The sequence below is a fragment of the Tessaracoccus lacteus genome, from assembly GCF_029917005.1.
GTDB lineage: Bacteria > Actinomycetota > Actinomycetes > Propionibacteriales > Propionibacteriaceae > Arachnia > Arachnia lactea.
This window is the reverse complement of the sequence record NZ_CP123967.1, coordinates 329857-354813: the sequence shown is the minus strand read 5'-3', so window position 1 is coordinate 354813 and position 24957 is coordinate 329857. Positions and strand designations below refer to the sequence as shown.

Genomic DNA, 24957 nt, shown 5'->3' with positions numbered 1-24957 from the left:
GTGGCCCGGTGCGTCAGTCGGGGAGGGCCGTTCCGGGGGCGGGGTAGGAGGCCTGGGCTCCCTCGAACTGGACCGTGTACGCCGCGAAACGCGCTGCGAAGGCCGCGGCAACCTCGAGGGAATCCCCGTCGGCGACCCGCGCGGCGAGCGCGCCGCAGAAGGCGTCGCCGGCCCCGACGGTGTCGACGGGGCGCACCCGGGGGGACGGAACCGACACGGTGCCGCCCGACCAGGCGACCAGCGCCCCGGCCGCCCCCAGTGTCATGACCACAGACGCGACCCCGGCCGCCCGCAGCCCGGCGACGACGTCGGCCGGCTCGGTGACATCGGGTCCGCCGAGCTGCGAGAGCGCCGCTGCCCCCTCGTGCTCGTTGACGACGAGCGGGTCGGCGGCCAGCAGCAACTGAGGGGCGACGTCGATGACCGGCGCGAGGTTCAGGATCAGGCGCCTCGGCCCACAGCCGACGACCTCGAGATCGCTGGTGGCCGGGATCTCGCCCTGCAGCACGACGACGTCGGCCGCCCCGATCACGGGTTCCCATCCCCTGACCACCCCGGGCGTGACGGCCGCGTTGGCCCCCGGCACCACGACTACGGTGTTCTCGCCCTCCGCGTCCACGCTCACGACGGCCAGACCCGTCGCCCCTGACAGGCGGCGGACGTGGGTCAGGTCGACGCCGGCCTCGGCAAGGAGGGTCGTCGCGACGGGGGCGGACGAGTCGTCGCCGACGGCGCCGCACATGGTCACGTCTGCGCCGGCGAGTGCGGCCGCGCAGGCCTGGTTGGCACCCTTGCCTCCCGGCGAGAACGTGCCGCCGGACGCGATGAGGGTCTCCCCCGGCAGGATGTGGCGGCGGAGCAGGAGATGAAGGTCGACATTCAGCGAGCCGACGACGACGACACGGGCCACGGGATCCTCCGGGGTGGTGAAGCGGGCTGGGTCCGAGACGTCAGTCCTCGAACACCACGCCCTCGGTGACGAGGAAGCCGCCGTAGGGGCGGTCCTCGCTGGTCGCCTGACACGCATCGGGGCCCTCGGCGACGCCGAGAGCCCCGATGCCTCAGGTCACTTGCCGGTCATGTCGCGCGGCACGACCCACTCATCGAACTCCTGCTCGGTCAGGCCGTTGGCCAGCGCAGACTCGCGCAGCGAGATGCCCTGGTGGTGCGCCTGCTTGGCGATCTTGGAGGCCTTGTCGTAGCCGATGTGGCGGTTCAGCGCCGTGACCAGCATCAGGTTGGAGGCAAGGTGCTCCTCGATCCGTGGCAGGTTCGGCTCGATGCCGACGGCGCAGTGGACGTTGAAGGAGCGCGCCCCGTCGGCGAGGAGGCGGATCGACTCCAGCACGGCATGCGCCATGACGGGCTTGAACACGTTGAGCTGGAAGTTGCCCTGCGTGCCGGAGAAGCCGACGGTCGCGTCGTTGCCGAACACCCGCGCTGCCACCATGGTCAGCGCCTCGCACTGCGTCGGGTTGACCTTGCCGGGCATGATCGAGCTGCCGGGCTCGTTCTCGGGGATCAGCAGCTCACCGATGCCGTCCCGGGGGCCGGAGGCGTACCAACGCACGTCGTTGGCGATCTTCATCAGCGCCCCGGACAGCACGCGCAGCTCGCCGCTGACCTCCACGAGGGAGTCGTGTGCGGACAGCGCCGCGAACAGGTTGTCGGCCTGGCGGAACTCAAGCCCGGTCTCGGCCGAGATGCGCTCGGCGGTGGTCCGGCCGAAGTCGGGATGGGCGTTGAGCCCGGTGCCGACGGCGGTGCCGCCGATCGCGAGGTCACGGGCGCGGGCGTCGGCCGCCTTCACTCCCTCGAGCGCGAAGTCGATCTGCGCGACCCAGCCGCCGATGACCTGGCCGAGGCGCACGGGCGTGGCGTCCTGCAGGTGCGTGCGGCCGACCATGACGACGTCGTCGTACTCCCTGGCCTTCGCGTCGAGCACGTCACGCAGCTCGACGATGGCCGGGTAGAGGCGCTCGTTGAGTTCCGTGACCACGGCGATGTGCATCGCAGTGGGGAACGTGTCGTTGGACGACTGGCCGCGATTGACGTCGTCGTTGGGGTGGATGGGCTTCTTGGAGCCCCGCACTCCCCCGGCCAGCTCGATGGCGCGGTTGGCGATGACCTCGTTGGCGTTCATGTTCGACTGGGTGCCGGACCCGGTCTGGAAGACCACGAGCGGGAAGTGGTCGTCGAGCTCTCCGGAGATGACGTCGTCGGCGGCCCGGGCGATGAGCTCGCCCTTCTCGGCCGTCAACTCGCCCAGCTGGGCGTTGGCATCGCCGGCGGCCTTCTTCAGCACCCCGAGGGCCTTCACCATCGCCCGACCCCATACGAAGGTGTCGCGGCCGATGTCGAAGTTGTGGAGGCTGCGTTCGGTCTGCGCGCCCCAGTAGCGGTCGTCGGCGACCTCGACGTCGCCCATGGAATCAGTCTCTATGCGGTGTCCCATGCCCTAGAACCTACCGCCGCGGTCAACCCCTCACCGACGATTCGGCGCGTCCCGCCCGGCTGCGCCACACGGCTCAACCGCGGCTCGGCAAAGGAGAAGCCCGGCCCGCTGCATTGGGGGGCGGCAGGGGACCGGGCTTCTTGTGCACCTCGCGAGGCACGCTTCAACTATAGACGCACAAAGGTCAGACCAGTCAAGTTGATCGAGGTGTTTTCCGGAAATAGTCTCAGGAGACAACTTCGTACGTCAGGGTGATGATGCCGGACGACAGTCCGCCGACTGCGCGCATCGCGCCGCGGGACAGGTCGAGGCAGCGGTCGCCGACGTAGGGGCCGCGGTCATTGATGCGGACGATGGTCGTCCTGCCGTTGGCCTTGTTGGTGACCTTCAGCTTGGTCCCGAACGGAAAACTGAGGTGCGCGGCGGTCAGGCCGTCGGGGTTGAAGGACTCGCCGTTGGCTGTCACGGAACCCGTGTCGTAGTAGGACGCGCGGCAGGTGGTCCCTGAGGCGGGCGTCAGGTCGGACGACGCGGTGCTCTCGGTCTCCTTGGTGCCCACGCGGACGACCTCGGTGACGGGCTCCTTCGTGGTTGTGGTGGACGTCAGCTCCGACGAGACCAGCTTGCCGTTGCGGTAGGTGTCGGTGTGGGTCTCGGTGGCCTTGCCCTTGACCCCCTCGGTTGTGACCTTGGTCGTACCCTTGGCGAGCTTGTCCGTCTTGACCTTCTTCGTGTCGTAGGCCACGGAGACCTTCCTCGTGCTGGTCTTGACCTCGACGTCGACGTACTTCACCGTCATGCCCTCGCTCAGCTCGGTCTCGGGCGACGGCTTCACCTCGTCGTCGGCGTCCACCTCGATGCCCTCCTGCGCAAGCAGGTCGGCGACGGTGCCCGCGGCGCGGACGGCCGCGCTGGCCCCGTCGGCCTTGAGCATGACCTCCTTGGGCGTCGAGACCTCGAGGTCGAGACCCTCGCGGCCGATGCCGACGGAGCGGGTGGCGGACAGCTTGGAGTCGGCGTCGTCGAGCTGCAGCTGAGAGAGCGCCTGCCCGACCGTCTGCGCGGTGGTCCAGACTGTGCGCTGCTCGCCGTCGACGGTGAGCGCGAGCTCGCGGCCGTAGGCGACGGAGATCTCCATCCCGTCGGTGATGGTGGTGTCGGCGGCGGGCAGGACGACGTCGTGCGAGCCGAGGTCGATGCCCTCCAGGTCGAGCACGTCCCCGACGGTGGTCTCGCGAACCGCGATGGAGCTGCTGACGCCGTCGACGGTGAGGGTGACGTCGTTCTTCTGCAGCGCCGTGGCGATGGCCGCCGTGCCGACGAGGGCGAGCGCGGCCCCGCCTGCTATCGCGGGGATGAGGATCTTTGCCATCTGGTGACCTCCAGGGTGCCACGTCCGGTGCGCCGGACGGCCTAAGCCTAGAGGCTTTCCTGAGAAACTCCAAACGCTTCCTGAGAAATCTTAATCTTTCAAGGAGAGCTGGTTCGCGGACGACCTGAAGCCCCTCAGACGGAGGCTGTTGAGCACGACGAAGACGCTCGAGAAGGCCATCGCGGCGCCCGCGATCATGGGCGTCAGCATGCCGATCGCGGCAAGCGGGATGGCAGCGGTGTTGTAGCCGAATGCCCACACCAGGTTGGACCTGATGGTGCGCAGTGTGGCGCGCGCCAGCCGCACCGCGTCGACAACGGCGCCGAGGTCGTGCCGCATCACGGTGATGTCGCCGGCCGCGATGGCCGCGTCCGTGCCGGTGCCCATGGCGATGCCGAGGTCGGCGGCCGCGATCGCGGCGGCGTCGTTGACGCCGTCGCCCACCATCGCCACCCTGTGGCCGGCGGCCTGGAGTTCATGGACGGCCTCGACCTTGCCGGCCGGGGTGACCCCTGCGCGCACCTCGTCGATGCCGAGCTGGCCGGCGACGGAGCGGGCGGTCGCCTCGTTGTCCCCGCTCAGCATCACGGGCGTGATGCCGAGGTCCTTGAGCTGCGCCACGGCGACGGCGGCGCTGTCCTTGACGGTGTCGGAGACGACGATGCGGCCGAGCACGTCGTGGTCGTCGGCGATCTCCAGGATGCTGCCGAGCCGGTCGCCCCGCCAGGTCGGGGACAGGTGGCCGAGCTCGGAGATGAAGACAGGGGATCCGGCGTAGATGACGCGACCGTCGACCTCGCCCTTGACGCCGCGCCCCGCGACGTTGACAAACCCGGAAACCGGCTCGTGCTGGGGCACGGACGCGACGATCGCGCGGGCGATCGGGTGCTCGGAGCCGGACTCGACGGCAGCGGCCAGCCTCAGCAGCTCGTCGCGGGTCACCCCGTCTGCGGGCTCGACGTCGACGACGGACATCTGTCCGGTGGTCAGGGTGCCGGTCTTGTCGAACATCACCACGTCCACACGGCGAGCCCGCTCCAGCGCCTGCGGGCCGCGGATGACGGTGCCGAGCTGCGCGCCACGACCCGTGCCGACCATGAGGGCCGACGGCGTCGCCAGACCCAGAGCGCAGGGGCAGGCGATGATCAGGACGGAGATCGCGGCCGAGAGGGCCATGGTCCAGCCGTGCGCCAGGGCCAGGTGTGCGACCAGGGTGACGGCGGCAACGACGAGTACGACGGGCACGAAGATGCCCGAGACCTTGTCCGCGAGGCGCTGGACGTCGGCCTTGCCGGTCTGCGCCTCCTCGACCATCTGCGCGATGCGGGCCAGCTGGGAGTCCGAGCCGACGGCGCGGGCCTCCACCACCAGCCTGCCGACGGTGTTGATGGAGCCGCCGACGACGTCGTCACCCTCTTCCACCTCGACGGGCAGGGACTCGCCCGTGATGATGGAGGCGTCGACGGCGGAGCGACCCTCGACGATGACCCCGTCGACCGCGACCTTCTCGCCCGGTCGCACGACGACACGGTCCCCGACGCGCAGACTCGCGACATCGACCTGGCTCTCGCGACCGTCCGCCAGCAGCGTCGCGCTCTTCGCCCCGACCTCCAGAAGCGCGCGCATCGCCGCCCCGGACTCGCTCTTCGCGCGGGCCTCGATCCACCTACCCAGCAGCAGGAACGAGATGATCGTGACGGCGGCCTCGAAGTAGATGAAGCCCATGGCGTCCTGGGCGACCAGGTCGAACGTGAAGCTGTGCTTCATGCCGATCATGCCTGCGTGGCCGAACAGCATGGCGTAGAGCGACCAGGCGTAGGCGGTCAGCGTGCCGAGGCTGACGAGCGTGTCCATCGTCGTGGTGCCGTGTCGCAGGTTGACCCAGGCGGCCCTGTGGAAGCCGCGTCCGAGCCAGAGGACGACGAACGTCGACGCCACGAGCGCGAGCCATTGCCAGCCGTCGAACTGCAGCGCCGGCACCATCGACACGGCGACGACGGGGACGCTCAGCAGGAACGACGTGACGGCGCGTCGCCCTAGCTCCGCCGTCTCGTCGTCGTTGCGCCGGGTCGGGGCGGGAAGGCTCGCGCCGTAGCCGGCCTTCTCCACCACCTCGATCAGGTCGGTGGCGGTCAGTCCGACCGGAGCGTCGACGGTCGCCTTCTCGGTCGCGAAGTTGACCGTCGCGGACACGCCGTCGACCTTGTTGAGCTTCTTCTCGATCCGGGCCGCGCACGAGGCGCAGGTCATGCCCGAGATGTCGAGGTTGATCGTGGTGGTGGACACGGGTGGGTTACGCCTCTTCTCAGGCCTCGACGACGGTGTAGTCGCCCGCTTCACGGACGGCTTCGACGATGAAGTCGAAGGGGATGCGCTCGTCGGACTCGACCGACATGGTCCCTTCGAGCTGCACGTTGACGTTCTTCACGCCCTCGACCTCGGAGACCTCCTCCGTGACGTGGTTGACGCAGTTGCCGCAGGTCATTCCCGAGACGGTGTACGTGGCGATCATTCTTGCTCCCTTGGGTGATGGGGTTCGGTTACTTCGCGAGCCGGCGGATGGCCTGCATGGCCTCGTCGAGCTTCTCGTCGGCCTCGGGTCCGCCCTTGCGAGCGGCGTCGGCGACGCAGTGGGACAGGTGGTCCTCCAGGAGGCCCATGGAGACGGCCTTGAGCGCACTGGTCACGGCCGAGATCTGGGTGAGGACGTCGATGCAGTACTTGTCCTCCTCCACCATCCGCGCGATCCCGCGCGCCTGGCCCTCGATCAGCTTCAGCCGACGCAGGTACTCCGCCTTCTGAGGCGTGTAGCCGTGATGCGCATGCTCGTTCATGGGTTCCTCCTTCTGTGAGTATACCCCCAGGGGGTATCCAGTTCAACCACGCCCGCCTTTCAACCACGGCCCCCGTCGCCACCTGCCTCGGCACACCGCCTCCTCCGCCGCCGCCCCATCCGCAGACGGGAAATAGCGTTGGCGTCCGCACAAGGGTGGCCGACGGCGGCGCGGGGCCGTCGAAACGGCCGACGGTGGCTCGAGCCCACCGGGAGGCGCGAAGGGCACGGGGCCGCCGAGAGGCGCCGCGACGGCTGTCCACAGCGGACCGGTCAGCCTGTGGACAACTCGCGGCAGCAGTTGGCATGCAGAACTCGGCTACCTCGACACATCCGACGGCACTAAAGTGCATCACCCCTTGTGGTTCAGCTATTGCCACACGGCGGAGGCCGTGATATAGCCGGCCGGGCGAGGAGCCGGCGCGCACTCCGGAGCCGGGGAGATTTGTGGACAAATCCCCCGAGCGAGACGCCAGGGACATTTATAACGGTTTGATAACATCACTCAGGGGAAGTGCACAGCTTCGTTCACATCCCTCCACCGGGGCGGCCCAGGTTGTCCTCAGCTGTCCACACGGCGTCCACAGAGTTGTCCACAGCTGTGGGCGGTGGGCACGTCAGCTGGCCGAGGAACCGTCGGACCCGTGCCCTAGCCTTGCTCTCGGCAGATTTCCCGCGCGTTGGAGGTGGCACATGTCGGCCGCTCAGGTCTACGACGACCGCGACCTCGATCGCACCCCGCCTCAGGACCTCGAGGCGGAGCAGAGCGTGCTCGGCGCCATGCTGATGTCGAAGGATGCCATCAGCGACGTCGTCGAGGTGCTGCGCGGCGTCGACTTCTACCGCCCCAACCACGAGACGATCTTCGACGCGATCATCAACCTCTACGGCCGCGGCGAGCCGGCGGATGCCATCACCGTGGCCGGCGAGCTCGGTAAGATCGGCCAGCTGGCGAAGGTCGGCGGCGCCGTCTACCTCCACGACCTGCTCTCCAGCGTCTCCATCGCTGCCAACGCGCCCTACTACGCGGAGATCGTGCGCGACAAGGCCGTCCTCCGACGCCTCGTCAACGCCTCCATCCGCATCGCGCAGCTCGGCTACCAGGGCCAGGGCGAGGTCGACAAGATCGTCGACGAGGCGCAGCAGACTCTCTTCGAGGTCACCGAGAAGAAGGCTTCCGAGGACTACAAGTCCATCCGCGAGCTGTTGGAGCCCACGTTCGACGAGATCGAGTCCATCCAGTCCTCGGGCGACGCACTTTCGGGCGTCCCCACCGGATTCACGGAACTGGACCGGCTCACCAACGGCTTCCACGCAGGCCAGATGATCATCGTGGCCGCCCGACCCGGCGTCGGGAAGTCGACGTTCGCGCTCGACATCTGCCGCAGCGCCGCAATCCACCACGACCTCACCGCCGCGTTCTTCTCGCTCGAGATGAGCCGCACCGAGATCGTGATGAAGATCCTGTCGGCGGAGGCCTCCGTCCCGCTCGGCCGCATCCGCGGCGGCGGCGGCAAAATGGACGAGACCGACTGGCAGCGCATCACGGACAAGTCGGCCGTCCTCGGCGAGAAGAACCTCTTCATCGACGACTCCCCCAACCTCACGATGATGGAGATCCGCGCCAAGGCGCGGCGCCTGAAGCAGCGCAATGACCTGCAGCTGCTCGCCATCGACTACATCCAGCTGATGAGTTCCGGTAAGAAGGTCGAGTCCCGCCAGCTGGAGGTCTCGGAGTTCTCCCGCCAGATCAAGCTGCTCGCCAAGGAGCTGGAGATCCCGGTCATCGCGCTGTCGCAGCTGTCGCGTAACACCGAGGCACGCAAAGACGGCATCCCGCAGCTGAGCGACCTCCGAGAGTCCGGCTCGCTCGAGCAGGACGCAGACATGGTCATCATGATCCACCGCCCGGAGATGTACTCGCAGAACCCCACCGACGAGGAGCGCGGCCTTGCCGCCTTCCACATCCCGAAGCACCGCAATGGCGAGACGGGCAAGATCGACGCCCTGTTCCAGGGGCACTACTCCCGGTTCACCAACGCCCCCATGTGATCGGACGTGACCGGCGGCACTCCTCGGCGGCCCACCGCGACGGGCGGCCTCATGACCGTGCGGCCTACCGCCGGCCCTCCCCCGGCGCCCTGCGGCCACCACAGGGCGAGGCCAGCGGACCGGCTTGTTAGGGTCTCTGCATGGCAGACGTGACTGAGCCCCGAACCGCGCTGGAGCGCGCCCGCTTCGGCCGCCGACTCGGCACCGGCGACCGTTTCGTCGGGTTCTGGCTCGAGTTGGCGGTGGCGGGCCGCAACGCCTCCCTCGGCGGCGACCGTCGCAACGTCGCACGGACGATCCGCGCGTTCTTCAAGGGCACAAGGGCGGCCGTCGACGAGGCCGGGGTAGACGCGCTGCACGCAGAACTCCGTGACGCCGCCCAGCTCTACTGGGGCAGCTGCCTGACCGACCCGCAGTACTCCAGCACCCTCTTCGGCCTCAAGCGCCTCGACGATGCCGAACTGCGCGGCAAGATCGCGCTGGAGTACGCGCAGGCGGCGCGTCTGATGGTGGACTCCGGCGCGCTACTCGGCCCTGCCGCCGACCTGCCTGGCCTCTACCTCGACGGGCTGCTGCTCGCAGCCCCCGGCCTCCAGGACCAAGTCCGCGCCGTGGTCTCCCGCTACGCCGAAGTCGAGGCTGCCGTCGCCGACCGCCTCCCCGAGCCACCGGCCGACTGAGCCGCCGGTGCTCGCCATCGACCCTTCGCTACGCTCAGGGCGTTTCGACAGGCATGTGCTGAGCTTATTTGTCGAGGTGAACCTCGGACCCTTCGCTACGCTCAGGGCGTTTCGACAGGCATGTGCTGAGCCTGTCGAAGTGCTCAACGATCAGCTTGTCAAAGGGCCGTACCCGGTTCCCTGAGCTTGGTCGTTGGGCCGTACCCGGTTCCCTGAGCCTGTCGAAGGGCCTTGAGCGAAGCGAAAGGACACCCGTGACCCACGACCACGAGGCCGTCCGGCATGAGCTGGCCGTCTGGTTCGCGGCCGGGCACCGGCCGCTGCCGTGGCGCGGCGCCGAGGTCACGCCGTGGGGCGTGCTCGTGAGCGAGATCATGCTGCAGCAGACCCCCGTCTCGAGGGTCGAGCCGCGGTGGCGCGTCTGGCTGACCCGCTGGCCCACTCCCGCCGACCTCGCCGCCGCCCCCGTCGACGAGGTGCTGCGCGCCTGGGACCGCCTCGGCTACCCACGCCGGGCGCTGAGACTGCGCGACGCCGCGGCCGCGATCGTCGCACGCCACGACGGCCAGGTCCCCGACGACGAGGCGGCGCTGCTCGCCTTGCCCGGCATCGGCCGCTACACGGCCGCCGCCGTGCTCGCCTTCGCGTTCGGCCGCCGATCGTTGGTCCTCGACGTGAACATCCGCCGCGTCCTGGCGCGCATCGAGACCGGCGTCGAGCACCCGCCCCCACACGAGACCGCCGCCGAGCGGAACCGCGCCTGGGATTGGGTGCCCGACGGCGACGCGGAGGCGGCGCTGTGGTCAGCCTCCGCGATGGAGTTGGGCGCCGTGGTCTGCACCGCGCGGGCGCCCCGCTGCGAGGCCTGCCCCGTCGCCCGGCACTGCGCGTGGCTCGCGGCCGGCCGCCCGGAGTGGGGCGGCGCACCGCGCGTGGCGCAGGCATGGGAGGGGACCGACCGTCAGTGCCGAGGTCGGCTCATGGCCGCGTTACGCGCTGCCGACGGTCCGGTGTCGCTGGCCGATGTCGCCTGGCCCGACCCGGAGCAGCTGACCCGCTGCGCTGACTCGCTGGTCGCCGACCGGCTCGCGGCACGATCGGCTTCAGGGCTCACGCTCCCCTGACCGACGCCGGTCAAGGCTCACGCCGCGCGCGGTGCGTACATGATGATGCCGACGCCGACGAGGCAGATCAACGCCCCGACCACGTCCCAGCGGTCAGGACGGAAACCGTCGAGCACCATGCCCCAGGCCAGCGATCCGACGATGAACACGCCCCCATATGCGGCGAGAATCCGGCCGAAGTTGGCATCGGGCTGCAGCGTCGCGACGGCGCCGTAGAGGCCTAGCGCGACCACGCCCGCCCCGATCCACAGCCAGCCCCGGTGCTCGCGGATGCCCTGCCAGACCAGCCAGGCGCCGCCGATCTCGCAGACGGCGGCGGCGACGAACAGCGCGATGGACTTCAGCGTGAGCATGGCCCCGAACCTATGCCATGTCGGTGGGCTCCCCTAGTCTCGAGGCATGATCCAGGCTGTCGTGTTCGACCTCGGCGAGGTGCTGGCCTCCCCGCCCGACCTGCTACCGATGCTCGCCGCGCATCTCGTCGTGCCCGTCGAGCGGCTCGAGCCGCTGTACTGGGTCGGGCGCGACGCATACGACGCCGGGGTCGACGACGCGGCCTACTGGGCCCCGCTGCTCGAGGCCCTCGACCGGCCGACCGACGCGGAGTTCATGGATGAGCTTGCGCTGCTCGATGCCGGCATCTGGACCGGGCTGCGGCCGGACGCCAGGCAGCTGCTGCGCGACTGTCGCCACGCGGGACGCCAGGTGGCCGTGCTCAGCAACTCTCCCCACGCGATGCAGGTAGTGGCCGACCGGGCACCCTGGCGCGAGGATCTCGACAGGCTGTTCGTCTCCGCCACCTACGGCATCGTCAAGCCGGACCCCGAGATCTACCGCCTCGTCACCGACGACCTGCGGCTCCCGGCCGATCGCATCGCCTTCGTCGACGACCGGCCCGCCAACGTCGACGCAGCCGTGGCCGAGGGCTGGCAGGCCCACCTGTTCGTCAACGACGACGACACACGCGCCTGGCTGGAGGAGCTCGGCGTCCTGCTGCCCCGCGCCACCCCGCAACCGTAGGGTGGCGACATGAACACGCGGGCGGAAGGGGCGCTGATCGGGCTCGCGCTCGGCGACGCGCTTGGCATGCCGACGCAGCTGCTCACCAGGTCGCGGATCCGCGACCTGTTCGGAGAGCTGGACGCCTTCCATGCCGGACCGGCAGAGAACCCGATCTCGCCAGGCCAGCTGGCCGGCACTGTCACCGACGACACGCATCAGGCGATGATCCTCGCCCGGCTGCTGATCGAGGGCGATGGCGCCGTCGACCTCGACGCCTTCGCGGTGGAGCTCATCGCCTGGCACGAGCGGATGGAGGCCGCGGGTTCGCTGGACCTGCTTGGCCCCTCCACGCTGCGCGCCATCACCGCCTTCCGGGACGGGACCCCGGCGACGGAGACCGGCCGCTGGGGCGACACCAACGGCGCCGCCATGCGCGTCGCGCCGTTCGGGATCGCGCACCGCGCGCTGCCGCTTGTGGCCTTCGTCGATCGGCTCGCCGCCGTCAACGTCCTGACGCACAACACCACGATCGGCAACGCCGGGGCGGCCGCCATCGCCGCGGCCGTGTCGGCCGGGATCGACGGCGCGACGGTCGCCGACCAGCTCGGCACTGCAGTCGAGGCGGCCCAGCTCGGCGCGCTGCACGGGCATGACACGGCCGGCCCGTCGGTAGCGATGCGCATCATGTGGGCGATCTCGCTGGCCGCGGCCGCCGACGACCCCTGCGAGGCGATCGCCACGCTGGTCGGCACCTCGGTCGCGACGCAGGAATCGGTGCCCGCAGCGCTGGCGATCGTCGCCGCCTTCCCCGACGATCCCTGGCGCGGCGTATGCGCCGCGGCCTCGCTCGGAGGCGACTCCGACACCGTCGCGGCGATGGCCGGGGCGGTCTTCGGCGCGCGGCATGGCGTCGAGGGTTTCCCGCCTGACGCGGTGGCGTTCCTGGAGGCCGCGAACCCCGGATTCGACCTGCGCCGCGTGGCCTCCGAACTGATGGAGATGCGCCGATGAGCCCACGGCTCGTAATCGTGGGATCCGTCATCGCCGATCAGATGATGACGGTCCCGCGCCTGCCGGAGCGCGGCGGCGACGTCATGGGCGGTCCCGTCGTCGCGCAGGCTGGTGGCCTGTTCAACGTCATCGCCGCCGCGTCGCGCCTGGGGATGCCGACCGCACTTGCCGGGCGCGTCGGGACCGGTCTGGTGGGCGACCTGCTGTGGCGTGAACTGGCCGCGACAGGCACCGACGTCCTGCTCGTCCGTGCCGTCGACGGTGACTCCGGCTGCTGCATCGGCTTCATCGAGCCCGACGGTGAGCGCACGTTCGTCACTAGCCCCGGCGTCGAGCAGACACTGACCGACGCCGACCTCGACACCGTCGCGTGGCGGGCGGACGACGCGCTCTACGTCAGCGGATACGACCTGCTCTACCCGTCGACCGGCCCGGCCGTCGCCCGGCTCCTCGCGCGGCTGCGGCCCGTCACGGTGCTGCTCGACCCCGGCCCCCTGATCGGGGAGATCCCCCGCGACGTCCTCGACACGGTGCTGGCGCACACCACGATCCTCAGCCTGAACAAACGCGAGCTCGGGATCATCGGGGAACCCGTCGACGCCCCGCTGGGCATCTGGGGTCGGCTGCCCGACGACGCGACGGTGATCGCGCGAGTCGGCCCCGACGGAGCCTGGGTCCACCGGCGCAGTGAGGCGCCGTTCCGCGTCCCCGCGTTCCCCGCCACCCCAGTCGACACGACGGGCGCTGGCGACGCGCACGCCGGCGCGCTGCTCGCTTCCCTCGCCGACGGACTGGACCTCCCTGCTGCCGTGAGGCGCGCCAACGCAGCGGCCGCCATCGCCGTTTCACGATTCGGGTCGGCAGCCGGCCCCACCAGCGCGGAGCTGGCCGAGGCCCTAGCCTGACCCCAGGAGGCAGCCATGCGCATCGGGATTCCACGAGAGATCAAGAACAGCGAGTTCCGGGTGGCGATCACGCCAGCCGGGGTGCACGAGCTGACCGCCCACGGGCACCACGTCTCCGTCGAGGCGGGTGCCGGCGGCGGGTCGTCGATCAGCGACGACGAGTACCGCGCCGCAGGGGCCACCATCCTCGACGAGGCGGCCGAGGTCTGGGACCTCTCGGATCTCGTGTGCAAGGTGAAGGAGCCCGTCGCCTCCGAGTATCCGCTGCTGCGCGACGACCTCGTCCTGTTCACCTACCTGCACCTGGCCGCCGATCCCGCCCTCACGAAGGCTCTGCTCACGGCCGGCACCACGTCCATCGCGTACGAGACGGTGCAGACGGCCGCCGGCGTGCTGCCGCTCCTGTACCCGATGAGCGAGGTGGCCGGCTGCCTCGCACCGCAGGTCGGCGCGCAGGCGCTCATGCGGGTCGACGGTGGGCGCGGGATCCTGATGGGCGGCATCGGGGGTGTGCCGGAGGCGAAGGTCGTCGTGCTCGGAGCCGGCGTCGCCGGGCAGAACGCCGCCGCGGTCGCCGTCGGCATGGGCGCCGACGTCACGCTGCTGGACACCAACCTCGACAAGCTCCGCGACGCGGGCCGGCGCTGGGGAGGGCGGGTCCACACCGTCGCGTCGTCGGCGCTGGCGGTGCGCGAGCAGGTCACGGCCGCCGACCTCGTCATCGGCACGGTGCTTATCCCCGGCGCGCGGGCTCCGCGGCTTGTCACCGACGAGATGGTCGCGCAGATGCGACCCGGCTCTGTGCTGGTCGACGTGGCGATCGACCAGGGCGGCTGCTTCGAGTCGAGCCGACCCACGACGCACGAGGACCCAACGTTCCGCGTACACGAATCGGTGTTCTATTGCGTGGCCAACATGCCGGGCGCCGTCCCGTGGACCTCGACGCGTGCACTGACGAACGCGACGCTGCCATACCTGGTCGAACTGGCCCAGCTCGGGTGGCATGACGCGCTGCGCGTCGATCCGGCACTGGCCCGAGGCCTCGCAACGCACGCTGGCCGCCTGACATCCCAGCCCGTGGCCGAGGCCCTTGGCCAGGAGTGGACGACCGTCGCCCAGGTGCTGGAGCGCTCCTGATCGCGGTTGCCAGCGCCACCGGTCCCCTGAGCCACCCGTTCCCTGAGCCTGTCGAAGGGCCCTGAGCGCAGCGAAGGGACTCACCTGCCGAGGGGTCACCCCTCTCGCTCCGCTCGAGGCACCTCGACAAGCTCGGCGACCCGACCAGTCCCCTGACCCCGTCGAAGGACCCAACCCCCAGTCCCCTGAGCCACCCCGGCTCCCTGAGCCTGTCGAAGGGCCCAACCCCCGGCTCCCTGAGCCTGTCGAAGGGCCCTGAGCGCAGCGAAGGAACTCACCTGCCGCGGGGTCACCCCTCTCGCTCCGCTCGAGGCACCTCGACAAGCTCGGCGACCCGACCAGTCCCCTGACCCCGTCGAAGGGCCCGCCCCCCCAGTCCCCTGAGCCACCCCGGCTCCCTGAGCCTGTCGAAGGGCCCTGAGCGCAGCGAAGGAACTCACCTGCCGCGGGATCACCCCTCTCGCTCCGCTCGAGGCACCTCGACAAGCTCGGCGACCCAACCCAGTCCCCTGACCCCGTCGAAGGACCCAACCCCAGCCCCCTGAGCCACCCCGGCTCCCTGAGCCTGTCGAAGGGCCCAACCCCCGGCTCCCTGAGCCTGTCGAAGGGCCCTGAGCGCAGCGAAGGAACTCACCTGCCGCGGGATCACCCCTCTCGCTCCGCTCGAGGCACCTCGACAAGCTCGGCGACCCAACCCAGTCCCCTGACCCCGTCGAAGGACCCAACCCCAGCCCCCTGAGCCACCCCGGCTCCCTGAGCCTGTCGAAGGGCCCAACCCCCGGCTCCCTGAGCCTGTCGAAGGGCCCTGAGCGCAGCGAAGGGACTCACCTGCCGCGGGATCACCCCTCTCGCTCCGCTCGAGGCACCTCGACAAGCTCGGCGACCCGACCCAGTCCCCTGACCCCGTCGAAGGACCCAACCCCCAGCTCCCTGAGCCACCCCGGCTCCCTGAGCCTGTCGAAGGGCCCAACCCCCGGTTCCCTGAGCCTGTCGAAGGGCCCTGAGCGCAGCGAAGGGACTCGCTTTCCCGGCCCCGTGCCCTCTCCCGGCGGTCGATCAGTGCGTCGCCAGCCCGGAGACCAGGTTGATGGTGCACGCCAGCACGACCGCGCCCAGGAAGTAGCTGAGCAGCGTGTGCGCGAGCACCGCGCGACGCAGCTGGCCGGTGCGCAGCGTCGTGTCGGAGACCTGGTAGGTCATGCCGAGGCAGAACGACAGGTACGCGAAGTCGGAGTAGGTGGGAGCCTCGTCGCCGAAGTCAATGGGCGGGCTGGGCGCGGAGAAATACAGGTCGGCGTAGCGGACGCCGTAGACGGTGTGGACGAGGACCCAGCTAGCGGCGACGGTGGTCGCGCCGAGTGCCGCGGACGCGTCGTCGGCGGCCTGACCGGCGAGCAGCACGAAGCCGATGCCCCCGACGCTGGCGAGCGAGGCGAGGACCAGCACGAGGTCGGTGGGTCCGCGACCGGGGTCCTCCTGGCGTGCGTTGGCGGCGGTCTGCCTCGCGTCGAGGCGCCAGAGCTTGGCCCAGGTCCAGACGCAGTACAAGAGCACTCCGACCGTCCAGCCGGCCGAGGCGGCCAGGTGCGGGGACGCGAACGCGGCGACCAGCAGCCCGACGCCGACGCCCACTGCCGCGCAGATCAGCAGCCGGGTGGTGCGGTGGACGGCGCGGGATGCCTGCATGGCGTCAATCTAGCCACCGCGGCCAGCGCTGCGCATCCACGCTGACCACCACGCCACCCTCACCGACAGAGGCCACCCTCGGTCACCGATGGGTGGCCTCTGTCGGTAAGGGTGGCGTCGGCCAAGAAGGGTGGCGGCAAGGAGGCGCGGTGATTAGCTCTCGGCGCCGACACGCCAGTAGCCCATGAACGCGACACGACGACGGTCCATGCCTGCGTCGCCGACGAGGAACCGGCGCAGCGACCGGATGACGCCCGCCTCGCCCGCGAGCCAGGCGTAGAGTCCGCCGTCGGCGCTGGTGCCCTCGGGCACCTCCCACAGGAGTTCGTCGTCGGGGATCTCGAGGGCTGCGATGTCGCAGGTGTCGCAGCAGCGGGCGGCACACGTGCGGGCGACCCAGTCGCGCACCTCGGCGGTCAGCCGCTCGCCCCTGGCGCCCTCGCGTGCGAGCCACTTCACGGTCATGCCGGCGGGCGCGTCCACGTGCAGGGCGTCGTCCGCGCTGGGCACCTCGATGACGGCCAGCCCGCGGGCGTCGGCGCCGAGCGACTCGATGATCGCGCAGATGGCGGGCGCGGCGGTCTCGTCGCCGACGAGGAGGTGTGAGTCGACGAAGCCGGGCCGGTAGTCGATGCCCAGCTCGCGACCGGGGCTGAGGTCGTCGGGGCCGATGATGATCAGTTCGTCCCCGACTGTCGCGTAGCAGGCGAACGCCGAGCCGGGACCGGTGTCGCCGTGGCACACGAAGTCGACGTCGACCTCGCGCAGCTCCTGGCGGACGGCCCGGACGGTGTAGGTCCGCACGTCGCAGCGGGAGTCCTCGTCCTGGAGGCGCCAGTCCGAGTACCAGTCCTGCTTGCGCGGGAACGTCTCCATGCCCGTGACGGGGTGCGGAAGGATGAGTTTGATGCGCTGGTCGAGCCCGGCGGTGCCGAACTCGTGGAGGTCGTCACCTGTGAACGTGAGGCGCACGAAGTGCGGGCTCAGCTGCGTTCTGGCCGCGACGCGCACCTCGAAGGCGCGGTAGGCCGGACGTTCGGTTGCTTCGACGACGGTAGCTGTCACCTTGCAAGTATTACATGAGGGGAGCCTTACCTAAACCTCCGGCCCATGGCCGCGCCCCCTCAGGGCGCTGCGACGACGCGGACGGCCGTCATGTCTGCTCATCTCGCCTCGCGACTGTCCGCCTCACGCTCGGAGTTGTCGCCTCGTCGCCCTCGCGCGAACCCACCTGCACCCACCCAAGAAGCGTCAGTGCCCACTGCAGTCGCGGCCGGCAGTAGAGCCGAGCCACTGCAGTCGCCCAAGGACGTCGGCACAGCAGAAAATCGGGCAGTGCCCGATTCTCCCCGGTCCGCTCAGGAAAAGCGCACACGGCCCGACAAGCTCGTCCGCAGCTCGCCGTCCCCCCAGCAGGCTGTGAACGAAACTCGGCACCAGACCGAGGAGAAACGGGCACTGCCCGAAACTCGGGGAGACTCGTGACCGGGGTGACTCGATTCGACGACCGGGCCCGACGGATGGGCTGCTACTCCTGGGCGAGCACGAACAGCAGCACCACCGACGCACCGACCAGCCAAGCAGGCGGCGGCTACTCCTGGGCGAGCACGAACGGCAACACGGCCGACGCGCCGGCCTGGCGGAGCAGCCGGGCTGCGAATGTGAGCGTCCAGCCGGAGTCGGTGCGGTCGTCGACCAGCAGGATCCGACGACCGGGCAGACCGGCGCGCGCCTGGTCGGACAGTGCCATCTCAAGCCTCCCGGCGATGCCGGCCAGCCGCAGCGCCGAGCCGACGTCGTGACGGCCGGGCTCGGAGCCGGTCTTCGGGCGGATCTCGCCGACGATCGGCCGATCGAGGATCCTTCCCAACCCCTGGGCCAGATGCTCGACGAGCCGGGGCCGGGCGGCCGAGGCGACGGAGACGATCCCGTCGATCTCGGATGCCTCCGGCCACGCCTCCAGCACTCGGGCCAGCGCGTGCCTGAGCGGCACAGGCACCTCGGAGTCGGGGGCGCCGGGGGCGAAGAGGTCGCGCAGCGGCGCGGACCAGCCGAGGCCGTCGAGCCGGGCGACGGCGCGGCCGGGCTCGGCCTGCTCGTCGACGGGGATGCGGCCGGAGAGGCTCACGCCGAGCGCGCTCATGCCCGAGGGCCACTGTCGGCGCGCCGTGATCTCGATGCCTGGGCGGTCCATCGCGGCGCGGGCGGCGTCGATGGCCGCGCGGTCGGGCAACGGCGGGAGGTTCAGTTCCGAGCAGCGGTCGCAGCGACCGCAGCGCCAGCCATCGACCAGCTCGGGGTCATCCAGCTGCGCCCTCAGGAACGCCATGCGGCACCCGGCGGTGGCCTCGTAGTCCTTCATCGCCTGCTGCTCGTGGAGCCTGGACTGCTCGACCCGCGCGTAGCGGTCGGCGTCGTAGGTCCAGGGCTGGCCGGTGGCCGTCCAGCCGCCCTTGACGCGGCGGACGGCGCCGTCGACATCGAGCACCTTCAGCATCTGCTCGAGCCGGCTGCGCTTGAGGTCGACGTAGGTCTCGAGCTTCGGCAGCGACATCGTGCCGTGCTCGCCCAGCACCGACAGGGCCTCGCGCACCTGGCGCTCGGCAGGGAACGCCAGCGACCCGAAGTAGCTCCAGATCGCGCCATCCTCCTCGCCGGGAACCAGCACGACGGTGGCGTCGGCGACGCCGCGACCCGCACGTCCGACCTGCTGGTAGTACGCGATGGGTGAGCTGGGCGCGCCGAGGTGGATCACGAAGCCGAGATCCGGCTTGTCGAAGCCCATGCCCAGCGCACTGGTCGCGATCAGGGCCTTCACACGGTTGGCGAGCAGGTCCGCCTCCAGCTGCTCGCGCTCCGCGTTGTCGGTCTGCCCGGTGTACGCACGGGCGTCGATTCCCCGCTCGCGAAGCTGCTCCGCGACCTGGTTCGCGGCCGCGACCGTGAGCGTGTACACGATGCCGGACCCCTTGAAGCTCTGCAGAGCCTCCACCAGCCACGCGACCCGGGTCGGCTGGTCCGTCACCGGCAGCACGGCCAGGTGCAGCGACTCCCGGTCCAGCGAGCCGCGCAGGACCAGCACGTCCTCGGCCCTGCCGTCGGCATGCACGGCCAGCTGCTCGGCGACGTCGCGCGTGACGCGCTCATTGGCGGTCGCCGTGGTGGCGAGCACGGGGATGTTGGCGGGGAGGTTGGCGATCAGGTCCCGGATGCGCCGGTAGTCAGGGCGGAAGTCGTGGCCCCAGTCTGAGACGCAGTGCGCCTCGTCGACCACGACGAGTCCCGCGTCGGCGGACAGGCGCGGCAGCACCGTGTCGCGGAAGTCCGGGTTGTTGAGGCGCTCGGGCGAGCAGAGCAGCACGTCGATGTCGCCCGACGCGATGCGCTCGCGCACCTCGTCCCACTCGGTCACGTTGGCGGAGTTCATCGTGACCGCGCGGATGCCGGCCCGCTCGGCCGCCGCGATCTGGTCGCGCATCAGCGCGAGCAGCGGCGAGATGATGACGGTGGGCCCGGCCGCCCGTGCGCGCAGCAGCGCCGTCGCGACGAAGTAGACGGCCGACTTGCCCCAGCCGGTGCGCTGCACCACCAGCACGCGACGGCGGTCGTTGACCAGCGCCTCGATCGCCGACCACTGGTCTTCGCGCAGAGCCACGTCATCGCGGCCCACGAGGCGCCGCAGCACGGCCTCTGCCTCGTCGCGTGGCGCGGGAGGCCATTCGGCGACGGTGGTGCGCTCCAGCGGCCCAGCCGGCTGACGGGGTTCCGGCTCGATGCCACGGCGCGGGAGGCCTGCCTCCCAGCCCGCGCCGTGAAGGTCGTCGGGTGGCAGGAAGTCATCCTCCGGCGGCGGCGCCCAGTCGTCGTCCGGTGGAACGTCGCTCCAGTCATCGCGCATGGGCTCCACCCTAGGCAACCCCACCGACAGTCACCCAGCCAGCGCGTGCGGGTCGTTGAGCCTGTCGAAACGCCCTGAGCGAAGCGAAGGGTCCACGCCGACGCCGAGACCCCGCCTCGCTCCGCTCGGCGCCCTTCGACAAGCTCAGGGAACCGGTGGAAACAAAACCAGGGAACCGGTGGAAACAAGCTCAGGGAACCGGTGGAAACAAAACCAGGGAGCCGAAGACGAACTCAGAGAACCAAAGACGAGGTCAGAGAACCGAACGAGACACGCTCGGAACCGCGTCGTTGAACACCTGCCCACCCTTGGTCGTTGAGCCCGTCAAAGCCCACCCGGGTCGTTGAGCACTTCGACAAGCTCAGCACAGGCCTGTCGAAACGCCCTCAGCGAAGCGAAGGCCCTGCCCGCCAACCTCAGCCGATCAGCAGGTCTCCGGGACGTTGCGGTCGAGCTCGGAGAGCCAGGCGGCCGACGACGCGTCGGACGGCATCCGCCAGTCACCGCGGGGCGAGAGCGACCCGCCAGCCAACACCTTCGGGCCGTTGGGGATTGCCGTGCGCTTGAACTGGTTGCTGAAGAAGCGGCGCAGGAACACACGCATCCACTTCTTGATGGTGGCGAGGTCGTACGACGTCCTGTCCTCGTCCGGGTAGCCGGCCGGCCAGTCACCGGCCGCCTCGTCGCGCCAGGCGTGCCAGGCGAGGAAGGCCGTCTTGCTCGGCCGGTAGCCGCGCCGCAGCAGGTAGTAGAGCGTGAAGTCGTGCAGCGAGTACGGGCCGATCGAGTCCTGGGTCGACTGCGGCTTGGCACCGTCGGCCACGGGGATCAGCTCGGGCGAGATCTCGGTGCCCAGGATGGAATCGAGGGTCTCGTTGACCTGCGGTTCGGTGAACTGGCCGGAGCTGATGACCCAGCGGATGAGGTGCTGCATCAGCGTCTTCGGGACGCCGGTGTTGACGGCGTAGTGGCTCATCTGGTCGCCCACGCCGTAGGTGCACCAGCCGAGCGCCAGCTCCGACAGGTCGCCGGTGCCGAGCACGAACCCGCCGCGTTGGTTGGCGACCCGGAACAGGAAGTCGGTCCGCAACCCGGCCTGGACGTTCTCATAGGTGACGTCATAGACGGGCTCGCCGTCGCCGGCCGGGTGGCCCAGCGCCTTCAGCAGCGACAGCGCCATCGACCGGATCTCGACCTCCTCAAACGTGACGCCCAACGCCTGCGACAGGATCGTCGCGTTGTTCTTCGTGTGCCCCGACGTCGCGAAACCGGGCAGCGTGTAGGCGAGGATGTGGGTGCGGGGAAGGCCGAGCCGGTCACAGGCCTTCGCCGCGACGATCAGCGCGTGCGTCGAGTCGAGGCCACCGGAGACGCCGATCACGATCCGCGGCGCCTTCGCCGGGTCGCCGCCACTCATCGACAGCATCCGCCGCTCCAGCCCGGAGACCTGGATGTTGTAGCCCTCGTAGCAGTCCTGCTCCAGCCGGGCAGCGTCGTCGGGCACGAACGGGAACCGGTCGAGGGGACGACGCAGGCCGAGGTCGTGCGACGGCGGGTCGAGCGTGAACTCGATCCACCTGAAGTCCTCCGGCCCGACCCCCGACGCCACGGCGTTGTCGTGCAGCGAGTTCTGGCGCTGCTTCTCCTGCCGGAGCCGGTCGAGGTCGACGTCGACCACCAGCCGCGACCCCTCGAGCGGGAAGCGCTCGGAGGCGCCGAGCAGGTCGCCGGCCTCGTACGCGATCGTCTGCCCGTCCCAGGACAGGTCCGTGGTGGACTCTCCGAAGCAGGCGGCCGCATAGAGGTACGCGACGGCGCCGCGGGCGCTCTGCGAGCGGACCATCAGCGCGCGGTCCTCCGCGCGGCCGATGGTGATGGGCGACGCCGACAGGTTCAGCACGACGTTGGCCCCTGCCAGCGCCGCGCGGGTCGACGGGGGCAGCGGGACCCACATGTCCTCGCAGATCTCGACGAAGACGCTCAGGTCGGGCAGGTCGCCGGCGCGGAAGATGAGGTCTGTGCCGAACGGGATCTCGCCGTCGCCGTCGGCCCCGGGCCAGCCTGGGCGTCGCAGGGTCGACGGGGCATCGGCGCCCGAGACGAAGTGCCGCTTCTCGTAGAACTCGCGGTAGTTAGGCAGATAGGTCTTCGGCACGACGCCGCGGATCTGCCCCTCGTGCAGCACGACGGCGCAGTTGTACAGCGACCCGCCGACCTCCACCGGCGCCCCGACCACGATCAGCGGAGTCAGCTCCGCCGTCGCCTCCGCCAGCGCGACGATCGCGTCGCCGACGGCGTCGAGCAGGACGTCGGCCAGCAGCAGGTCGTCGAGGGAGTAGCCGGACAGCGACAGCTCGGGGAAGAGCGCGACGGCGGCCCCGTCGTTGTGCGCGGCGGTCGCCTGCTCGACGATCCGCCCGACGTTGGCGGCCGGGTCGGCCAGCGCGACGTGGAACGTGCAGGCGGCAACGCGCGCAAAACCGTGGCTGTACAGCGAGGCGAACTCCATGCCGACAGTCTTCCACGCGCCGGTGACAACCCATGACTGTCTGCGGGAGACTGGTTCATGCGCGCCTCATCGTGGATCCTGTCGCTCCTGCTGGCGGTGCTGGGCATCGGGTTCCTACACACGGTCAACGCCGCCCCCGCCGCCGCCTGTTCCTGCGCCGCGCCCGACGACGCGGACCTCGTGGAGAACGTCGACGTCATCGCATCGGTCACGCTGGGGCCGCCCGTCGCGTCGGCCGGGGAACTCACCTACTCCGCGGCGGTCACGCGCGTCTGGAAGGGAGACCCTGCGGCGACGGTGACCGTCACCACCAGCGCGGACGAGGCATCCTGCGGAGTCAGTGGGCTGTCGGTGGGCACCGAGATGGTGTTGTGGGGGTTCGGCTCCTCCGACACGTACTCGACCAACCTCTGCAGCCAGCCCGTGGATGAGGCCACTGCCCTGCAGCTGGCGGTCGAGGCGTTCGGCGGGCCGTGGGAAGCATCACGCGCGCCGACCGTCGATCCGTCCGCCGAGGCGGGCGGCTGGTCTCCGTGGCTGATCGGAGCGGTCGTCGTCGTGGCCGTCGCAGCGGTGGGCGGGCTGGTGGCGGCGGGGCTTCGGCGTCTTCGCTGATTGCCCCTGAAAACACAGGGACCCGGGTCGAAGCCCGGGTCCAGAGCCCCCATGCGGAATCGAACCGCAGACCTTCTCCTTACCATGGAGACGCTCTGCCTACTGAGCTATAGGGGCAACGAGCGATCACCCTACACGATCCGCGTCAGGTACACACTCCCGGGCGCGGCGAGGGCCCAGCCCCTTGTCAGAGGGTGATCTGCGGGAGGGGTTCAGCGCTGACAGTCCCGTCGACCGCCTGGTGGTGAGGCTCTGGCCGCAGGATGGCGGGGTGCAGGCGGGTGGCACCACCGCGGAGGAACAGGGGCGCGGGGCGACCCCGGCCGTGGACGACCTCCCCCGTCGGCTCGACGAACCCCCCGGCGTGCAGCACCTTGCGCTGGAAGTTGCGCGGGTCGATCGTCGCGCCCCAGACGGCCTCGTAGACCCGACGCAGCTCGGGCAGCGTGAACGGTTCGGTGCAGAAGGCAGTGGCGAGCGTCGTCGATTCGAGGCGCTCGCGGGCCCACTCGACGCCGTCGCGGACGATCGCCTCGTGTCCGAACGCCAGATTCCACTCAGCGATCTCGTCCACGGGAACCCATTTCGCGCGCTCGGCGAAGAACTCGTTCGGGTCGGGCAGATCGGCACCGAGCGCGACCCATGCGACGGAGACGATGCGCTCTGCCCGGGTCTCATCGGGGAGCTGGCCGTAGGCGCGGAGCTGCTCGAGACGAACGTCCTCGGGGGCGACGTGTGCCTCCTCACGGAGCTCGCGGTACGCGGCCTCCTCCAGGCTCTCCTCCGGCTGCACGAAGCCGCCGGGCAGCGAGAACCGGCCGGTGAAGCCCGGGAGTGTCACCCTGGTCAGGAGGACGTGCAGGCGGTGGTCATGCAGCGTCAGGACGACGACCTCCGCGGCCACCGCGAACCGGATCTCAGAGCTGTTGGTCACCGCGGCAGTGTACATGTGGCGCTGACACAGCTACCCCGAATCCGGTCGGATGGACGCAACCTGCCTGCGAGGCGGTCACCCGTCGGCCTGACTGAGCGTCAGCCGGCCGCGCAACCACAGCAGCCCACGGCGGATGCGCGAGATCAACGTCCAGGCGAGCCACAGGAGCAGGGCAAGCAGGATCGCCGCGACGATCGCGGCGGGCACGGGGTAGAGCACGGCCAGCGTCGTGACGCTCAGCATGGACACGTCCCCGGCGAGGGACGCGCCGAGGTTCGAGACTGGCTCGGGCGAGGAGTTCACCGCCAGCCGCACCCCCGCCCGGCTGATATGGGTCAGCAGCGCCGTCACACCCCCGACGGCTGCCAGGGCTATGGTCAGCAGATCGCCCTGCGCCCCGGCGATCAGCGCGCCGATCAACGCCCCGGCTACCGGCCGGATCACCGTCGACGGGAGGTCCCATACAGAGTCGACGACCGGCACCTTGTCGGCCACGAACTCCACCAGCGCCAGCACACCCATCAGGATCAGGACGTCGGTCCGCTCGAACCCGGCCGGCACTGATCCGGTGCCGAGGAACCGGCCGAGCAGGCCGAGCACGAACACCGTCGCATAGGCGTTGAGGCCGGAGGCGAAGCCCGCGGCGAACGTCATCGGCAGCAGTTCCATGCAGCCAGTATTGGTCGGGCCGCCGGGCGTCACCAGGGTCGGGAGACAGGTTCAGGGGCGGCTCAGGGACCGACC

At 70.2% G+C, this 24957-nt stretch carries 21 protein-coding genes and 1 tRNA gene; 8 read left to right on the top strand and 14 right to left on the bottom strand.

Annotated features, from left to right (window positions below):
• Window positions 1–13: 13 nt before the first annotated feature.
• The 6 genes from QH948_RS01550 to QH948_RS01525 all read right to left on the bottom strand — a co-directional run bounded on the left by QH948_RS01550 (window position 14) and on the right by QH948_RS01525 (window position 6661).
• The gene (locus QH948_RS01550; protein ID WP_281145214.1) at window positions 14–910 is read right to left on the bottom strand and encodes a ribokinase; all 897 of its coding nucleotides are present in this window, start codon (window positions 908–910) and stop codon (window positions 14–16) included.
• A 156-nt stretch (window positions 911–1066) separates the two neighbouring features.
• On the bottom strand, window positions 1067–2455 hold the full coding sequence (gene fumC, locus QH948_RS01545) for a class II fumarate hydratase (protein ID WP_281145213.1): 1389 nt from the start codon (window positions 2453–2455) through the stop codon (window positions 1067–1069).
• A 226-nt stretch (window positions 2456–2681) separates the two neighbouring features.
• Entirely contained in the window at window positions 2682–3827 is a 1146-nt protein-coding gene (locus QH948_RS01540) for a septal ring lytic transglycosylase RlpA family protein (RefSeq protein WP_281145212.1), read from the bottom strand.
• Window positions 3828–3917: 90 nt separating this feature from the next.
• Window positions 3918–6113: a heavy metal translocating P-type ATPase gene (locus tag QH948_RS01535; protein WP_438874107.1), complete on the bottom strand. Its 2196-nt coding sequence runs from the start codon at window positions 6111–6113 to the stop codon at window positions 3918–3920.
• Between the two features lie 19 nt (window positions 6114–6132).
• Window positions 6133–6339 (bottom strand): heavy-metal-associated domain-containing protein, encoded by a 207-nt coding sequence (locus tag QH948_RS01530; protein WP_219081691.1) that lies wholly within the window; start codon window positions 6337–6339, stop codon window positions 6133–6135.
• A gap of 28 nt (window positions 6340–6367) precedes the next feature.
• Window positions 6368–6661, bottom strand: coding sequence for a metal-sensitive transcriptional regulator (locus tag QH948_RS01525; RefSeq protein ID WP_219081693.1), 294 nt, complete (start codon window positions 6659–6661; stop codon window positions 6368–6370).
• Window positions 6662–7353: 692 nt separating this feature from the next.
• On the opposite strand from QH948_RS01525, the gene dnaB reads away from it, so the two are divergent.
• The 3 genes from dnaB to QH948_RS01510 all read left to right on the top strand — a co-directional run bounded on the left by dnaB (window position 7354) and on the right by QH948_RS01510 (window position 10516).
• Complete coding sequence (gene dnaB / locus QH948_RS01520) at window positions 7354–8712, top strand: replicative DNA helicase (RefSeq protein WP_281145211.1); 1359 nt, start codon at window positions 7354–7356, stop codon at window positions 8710–8712.
• A gap of 140 nt (window positions 8713–8852) precedes the next feature.
• Window positions 8853–9392 carry a DUF6553 family protein gene (locus QH948_RS01515; RefSeq protein ID WP_281145210.1) on the top strand — a complete coding sequence of 180 codons (540 nt, stop codon included), beginning with the start codon at window positions 8853–8855 and terminating at the stop codon, window positions 9390–9392.
• A 254-nt stretch (window positions 9393–9646) separates the two neighbouring features.
• The gene (locus QH948_RS01510; protein ID WP_281145209.1) at window positions 9647–10516 is read left to right on the top strand and encodes an iron-sulfur binding domain-containing protein; all 870 of its coding nucleotides are present in this window, start codon (window positions 9647–9649) and stop codon (window positions 10514–10516) included.
• Window positions 10517–10533: 17 nt separating this feature from the next.
• Here the strand turns inward: QH948_RS01510 and QH948_RS01505 are convergent, their stop codons facing one another.
• Entirely contained in the window at window positions 10534–10869 is a 336-nt protein-coding gene (locus QH948_RS01505) for a YnfA family protein (protein WP_281145208.1), read from the bottom strand.
• A 46-nt stretch (window positions 10870–10915) separates the two neighbouring features.
• On the opposite strand from QH948_RS01505, the gene QH948_RS01500 reads away from it, so the two are divergent.
• Genes QH948_RS01500 through ald form a run of 4 tightly spaced genes read left to right on the top strand, consistent with a single transcriptional unit; the run spans window position 10916 to window position 14571 of the window.
• Window positions 10916–11536: an HAD family hydrolase gene (locus QH948_RS01500; RefSeq protein WP_281145207.1), complete on the top strand. Its 621-nt coding sequence runs from the start codon at window positions 10916–10918 to the stop codon at window positions 11534–11536.
• Window positions 11537–11545: 9 nt separating this feature from the next.
• Complete coding sequence (locus QH948_RS01495) at window positions 11546–12529, top strand: ADP-ribosylglycohydrolase family protein (RefSeq protein ID WP_281145206.1); 984 nt, start codon at window positions 11546–11548, stop codon at window positions 12527–12529.
• Window positions 12526–13434 (top strand): PfkB family carbohydrate kinase, encoded by a 909-nt coding sequence (locus tag QH948_RS01490; RefSeq protein WP_281145205.1) that lies wholly within the window; start codon window positions 12526–12528, stop codon window positions 13432–13434. The genes QH948_RS01495 and QH948_RS01490 overlap by 4 nt, the downstream gene beginning before the upstream one ends.
• Before the next feature lie 15 nt (window positions 13435–13449).
• On the top strand, window positions 13450–14571 hold the full coding sequence (gene ald / locus QH948_RS01485) for an alanine dehydrogenase (RefSeq protein ID WP_281145204.1): 1122 nt from the start codon (window positions 13450–13452) through the stop codon (window positions 14569–14571).
• Window positions 14572–15627: 1056 nt separating this feature from the next.
• Here the strand turns inward: ald and QH948_RS01480 are convergent.
• From QH948_RS01480 to QH948_RS01465, 4 genes are all read right to left on the bottom strand, one after another.
• The gene (locus tag QH948_RS01480) at window positions 15628–16257 is read right to left on the bottom strand and encodes a DUF1345 domain-containing protein (protein WP_281145203.1); all 630 of its coding nucleotides are present in this window, start codon (window positions 16255–16257) and stop codon (window positions 15628–15630) included.
• 153 nt (window positions 16258–16410) lie between these two features.
• Window positions 16411–17322, bottom strand: a complete 912-nt coding sequence (locus QH948_RS01475; protein WP_281145202.1) for a siderophore-interacting protein — start codon at window positions 17320–17322, stop codon at window positions 16411–16413.
• A gap of 526 nt (window positions 17323–17848) precedes the next feature.
• The gene (locus QH948_RS01470; protein WP_281145201.1) at window positions 17849–20155 is read right to left on the bottom strand and encodes a RecQ family ATP-dependent DNA helicase; all 2307 of its coding nucleotides are present in this window, start codon (window positions 20153–20155) and stop codon (window positions 17849–17851) included.
• A 424-nt stretch (window positions 20156–20579) separates the two neighbouring features.
• Entirely contained in the window at window positions 20580–22664 is a 2085-nt protein-coding gene (locus QH948_RS01465) for an NAD(+) synthase (RefSeq protein ID WP_281145200.1), read from the bottom strand.
• A gap of 57 nt (window positions 22665–22721) precedes the next feature.
• On the opposite strand from QH948_RS01465, the gene QH948_RS01460 reads away from it, so the two are divergent.
• Window positions 22722–23279: a hypothetical protein gene (locus QH948_RS01460; protein WP_281145199.1), complete on the top strand. Its 558-nt coding sequence runs from the start codon at window positions 22722–22724 to the stop codon at window positions 23277–23279.
• Between the two features lie 44 nt (window positions 23280–23323).
• Here the strand turns inward: QH948_RS01460 and QH948_RS01455 are convergent.
• The 3 genes from QH948_RS01455 to QH948_RS01445 form a co-directional block, all read right to left on the bottom strand.
• A tRNA-Thr gene (locus tag QH948_RS01455) sits at window positions 23324–23396 on the bottom strand.
• 70 nt (window positions 23397–23466) lie between these two features.
• The gene (locus QH948_RS01450) at window positions 23467–24213 is read right to left on the bottom strand and encodes an NUDIX hydrolase (RefSeq protein ID WP_281145198.1); all 747 of its coding nucleotides are present in this window, start codon (window positions 24211–24213) and stop codon (window positions 23467–23469) included.
• Between the two features lie 75 nt (window positions 24214–24288).
• Window positions 24289–24882: a DUF4126 domain-containing protein gene (locus QH948_RS01445; RefSeq protein ID WP_281145197.1), complete on the bottom strand. Its 594-nt coding sequence runs from the start codon at window positions 24880–24882 to the stop codon at window positions 24289–24291.
• Window positions 24883–24957: the final 75 nt, after the last annotated feature.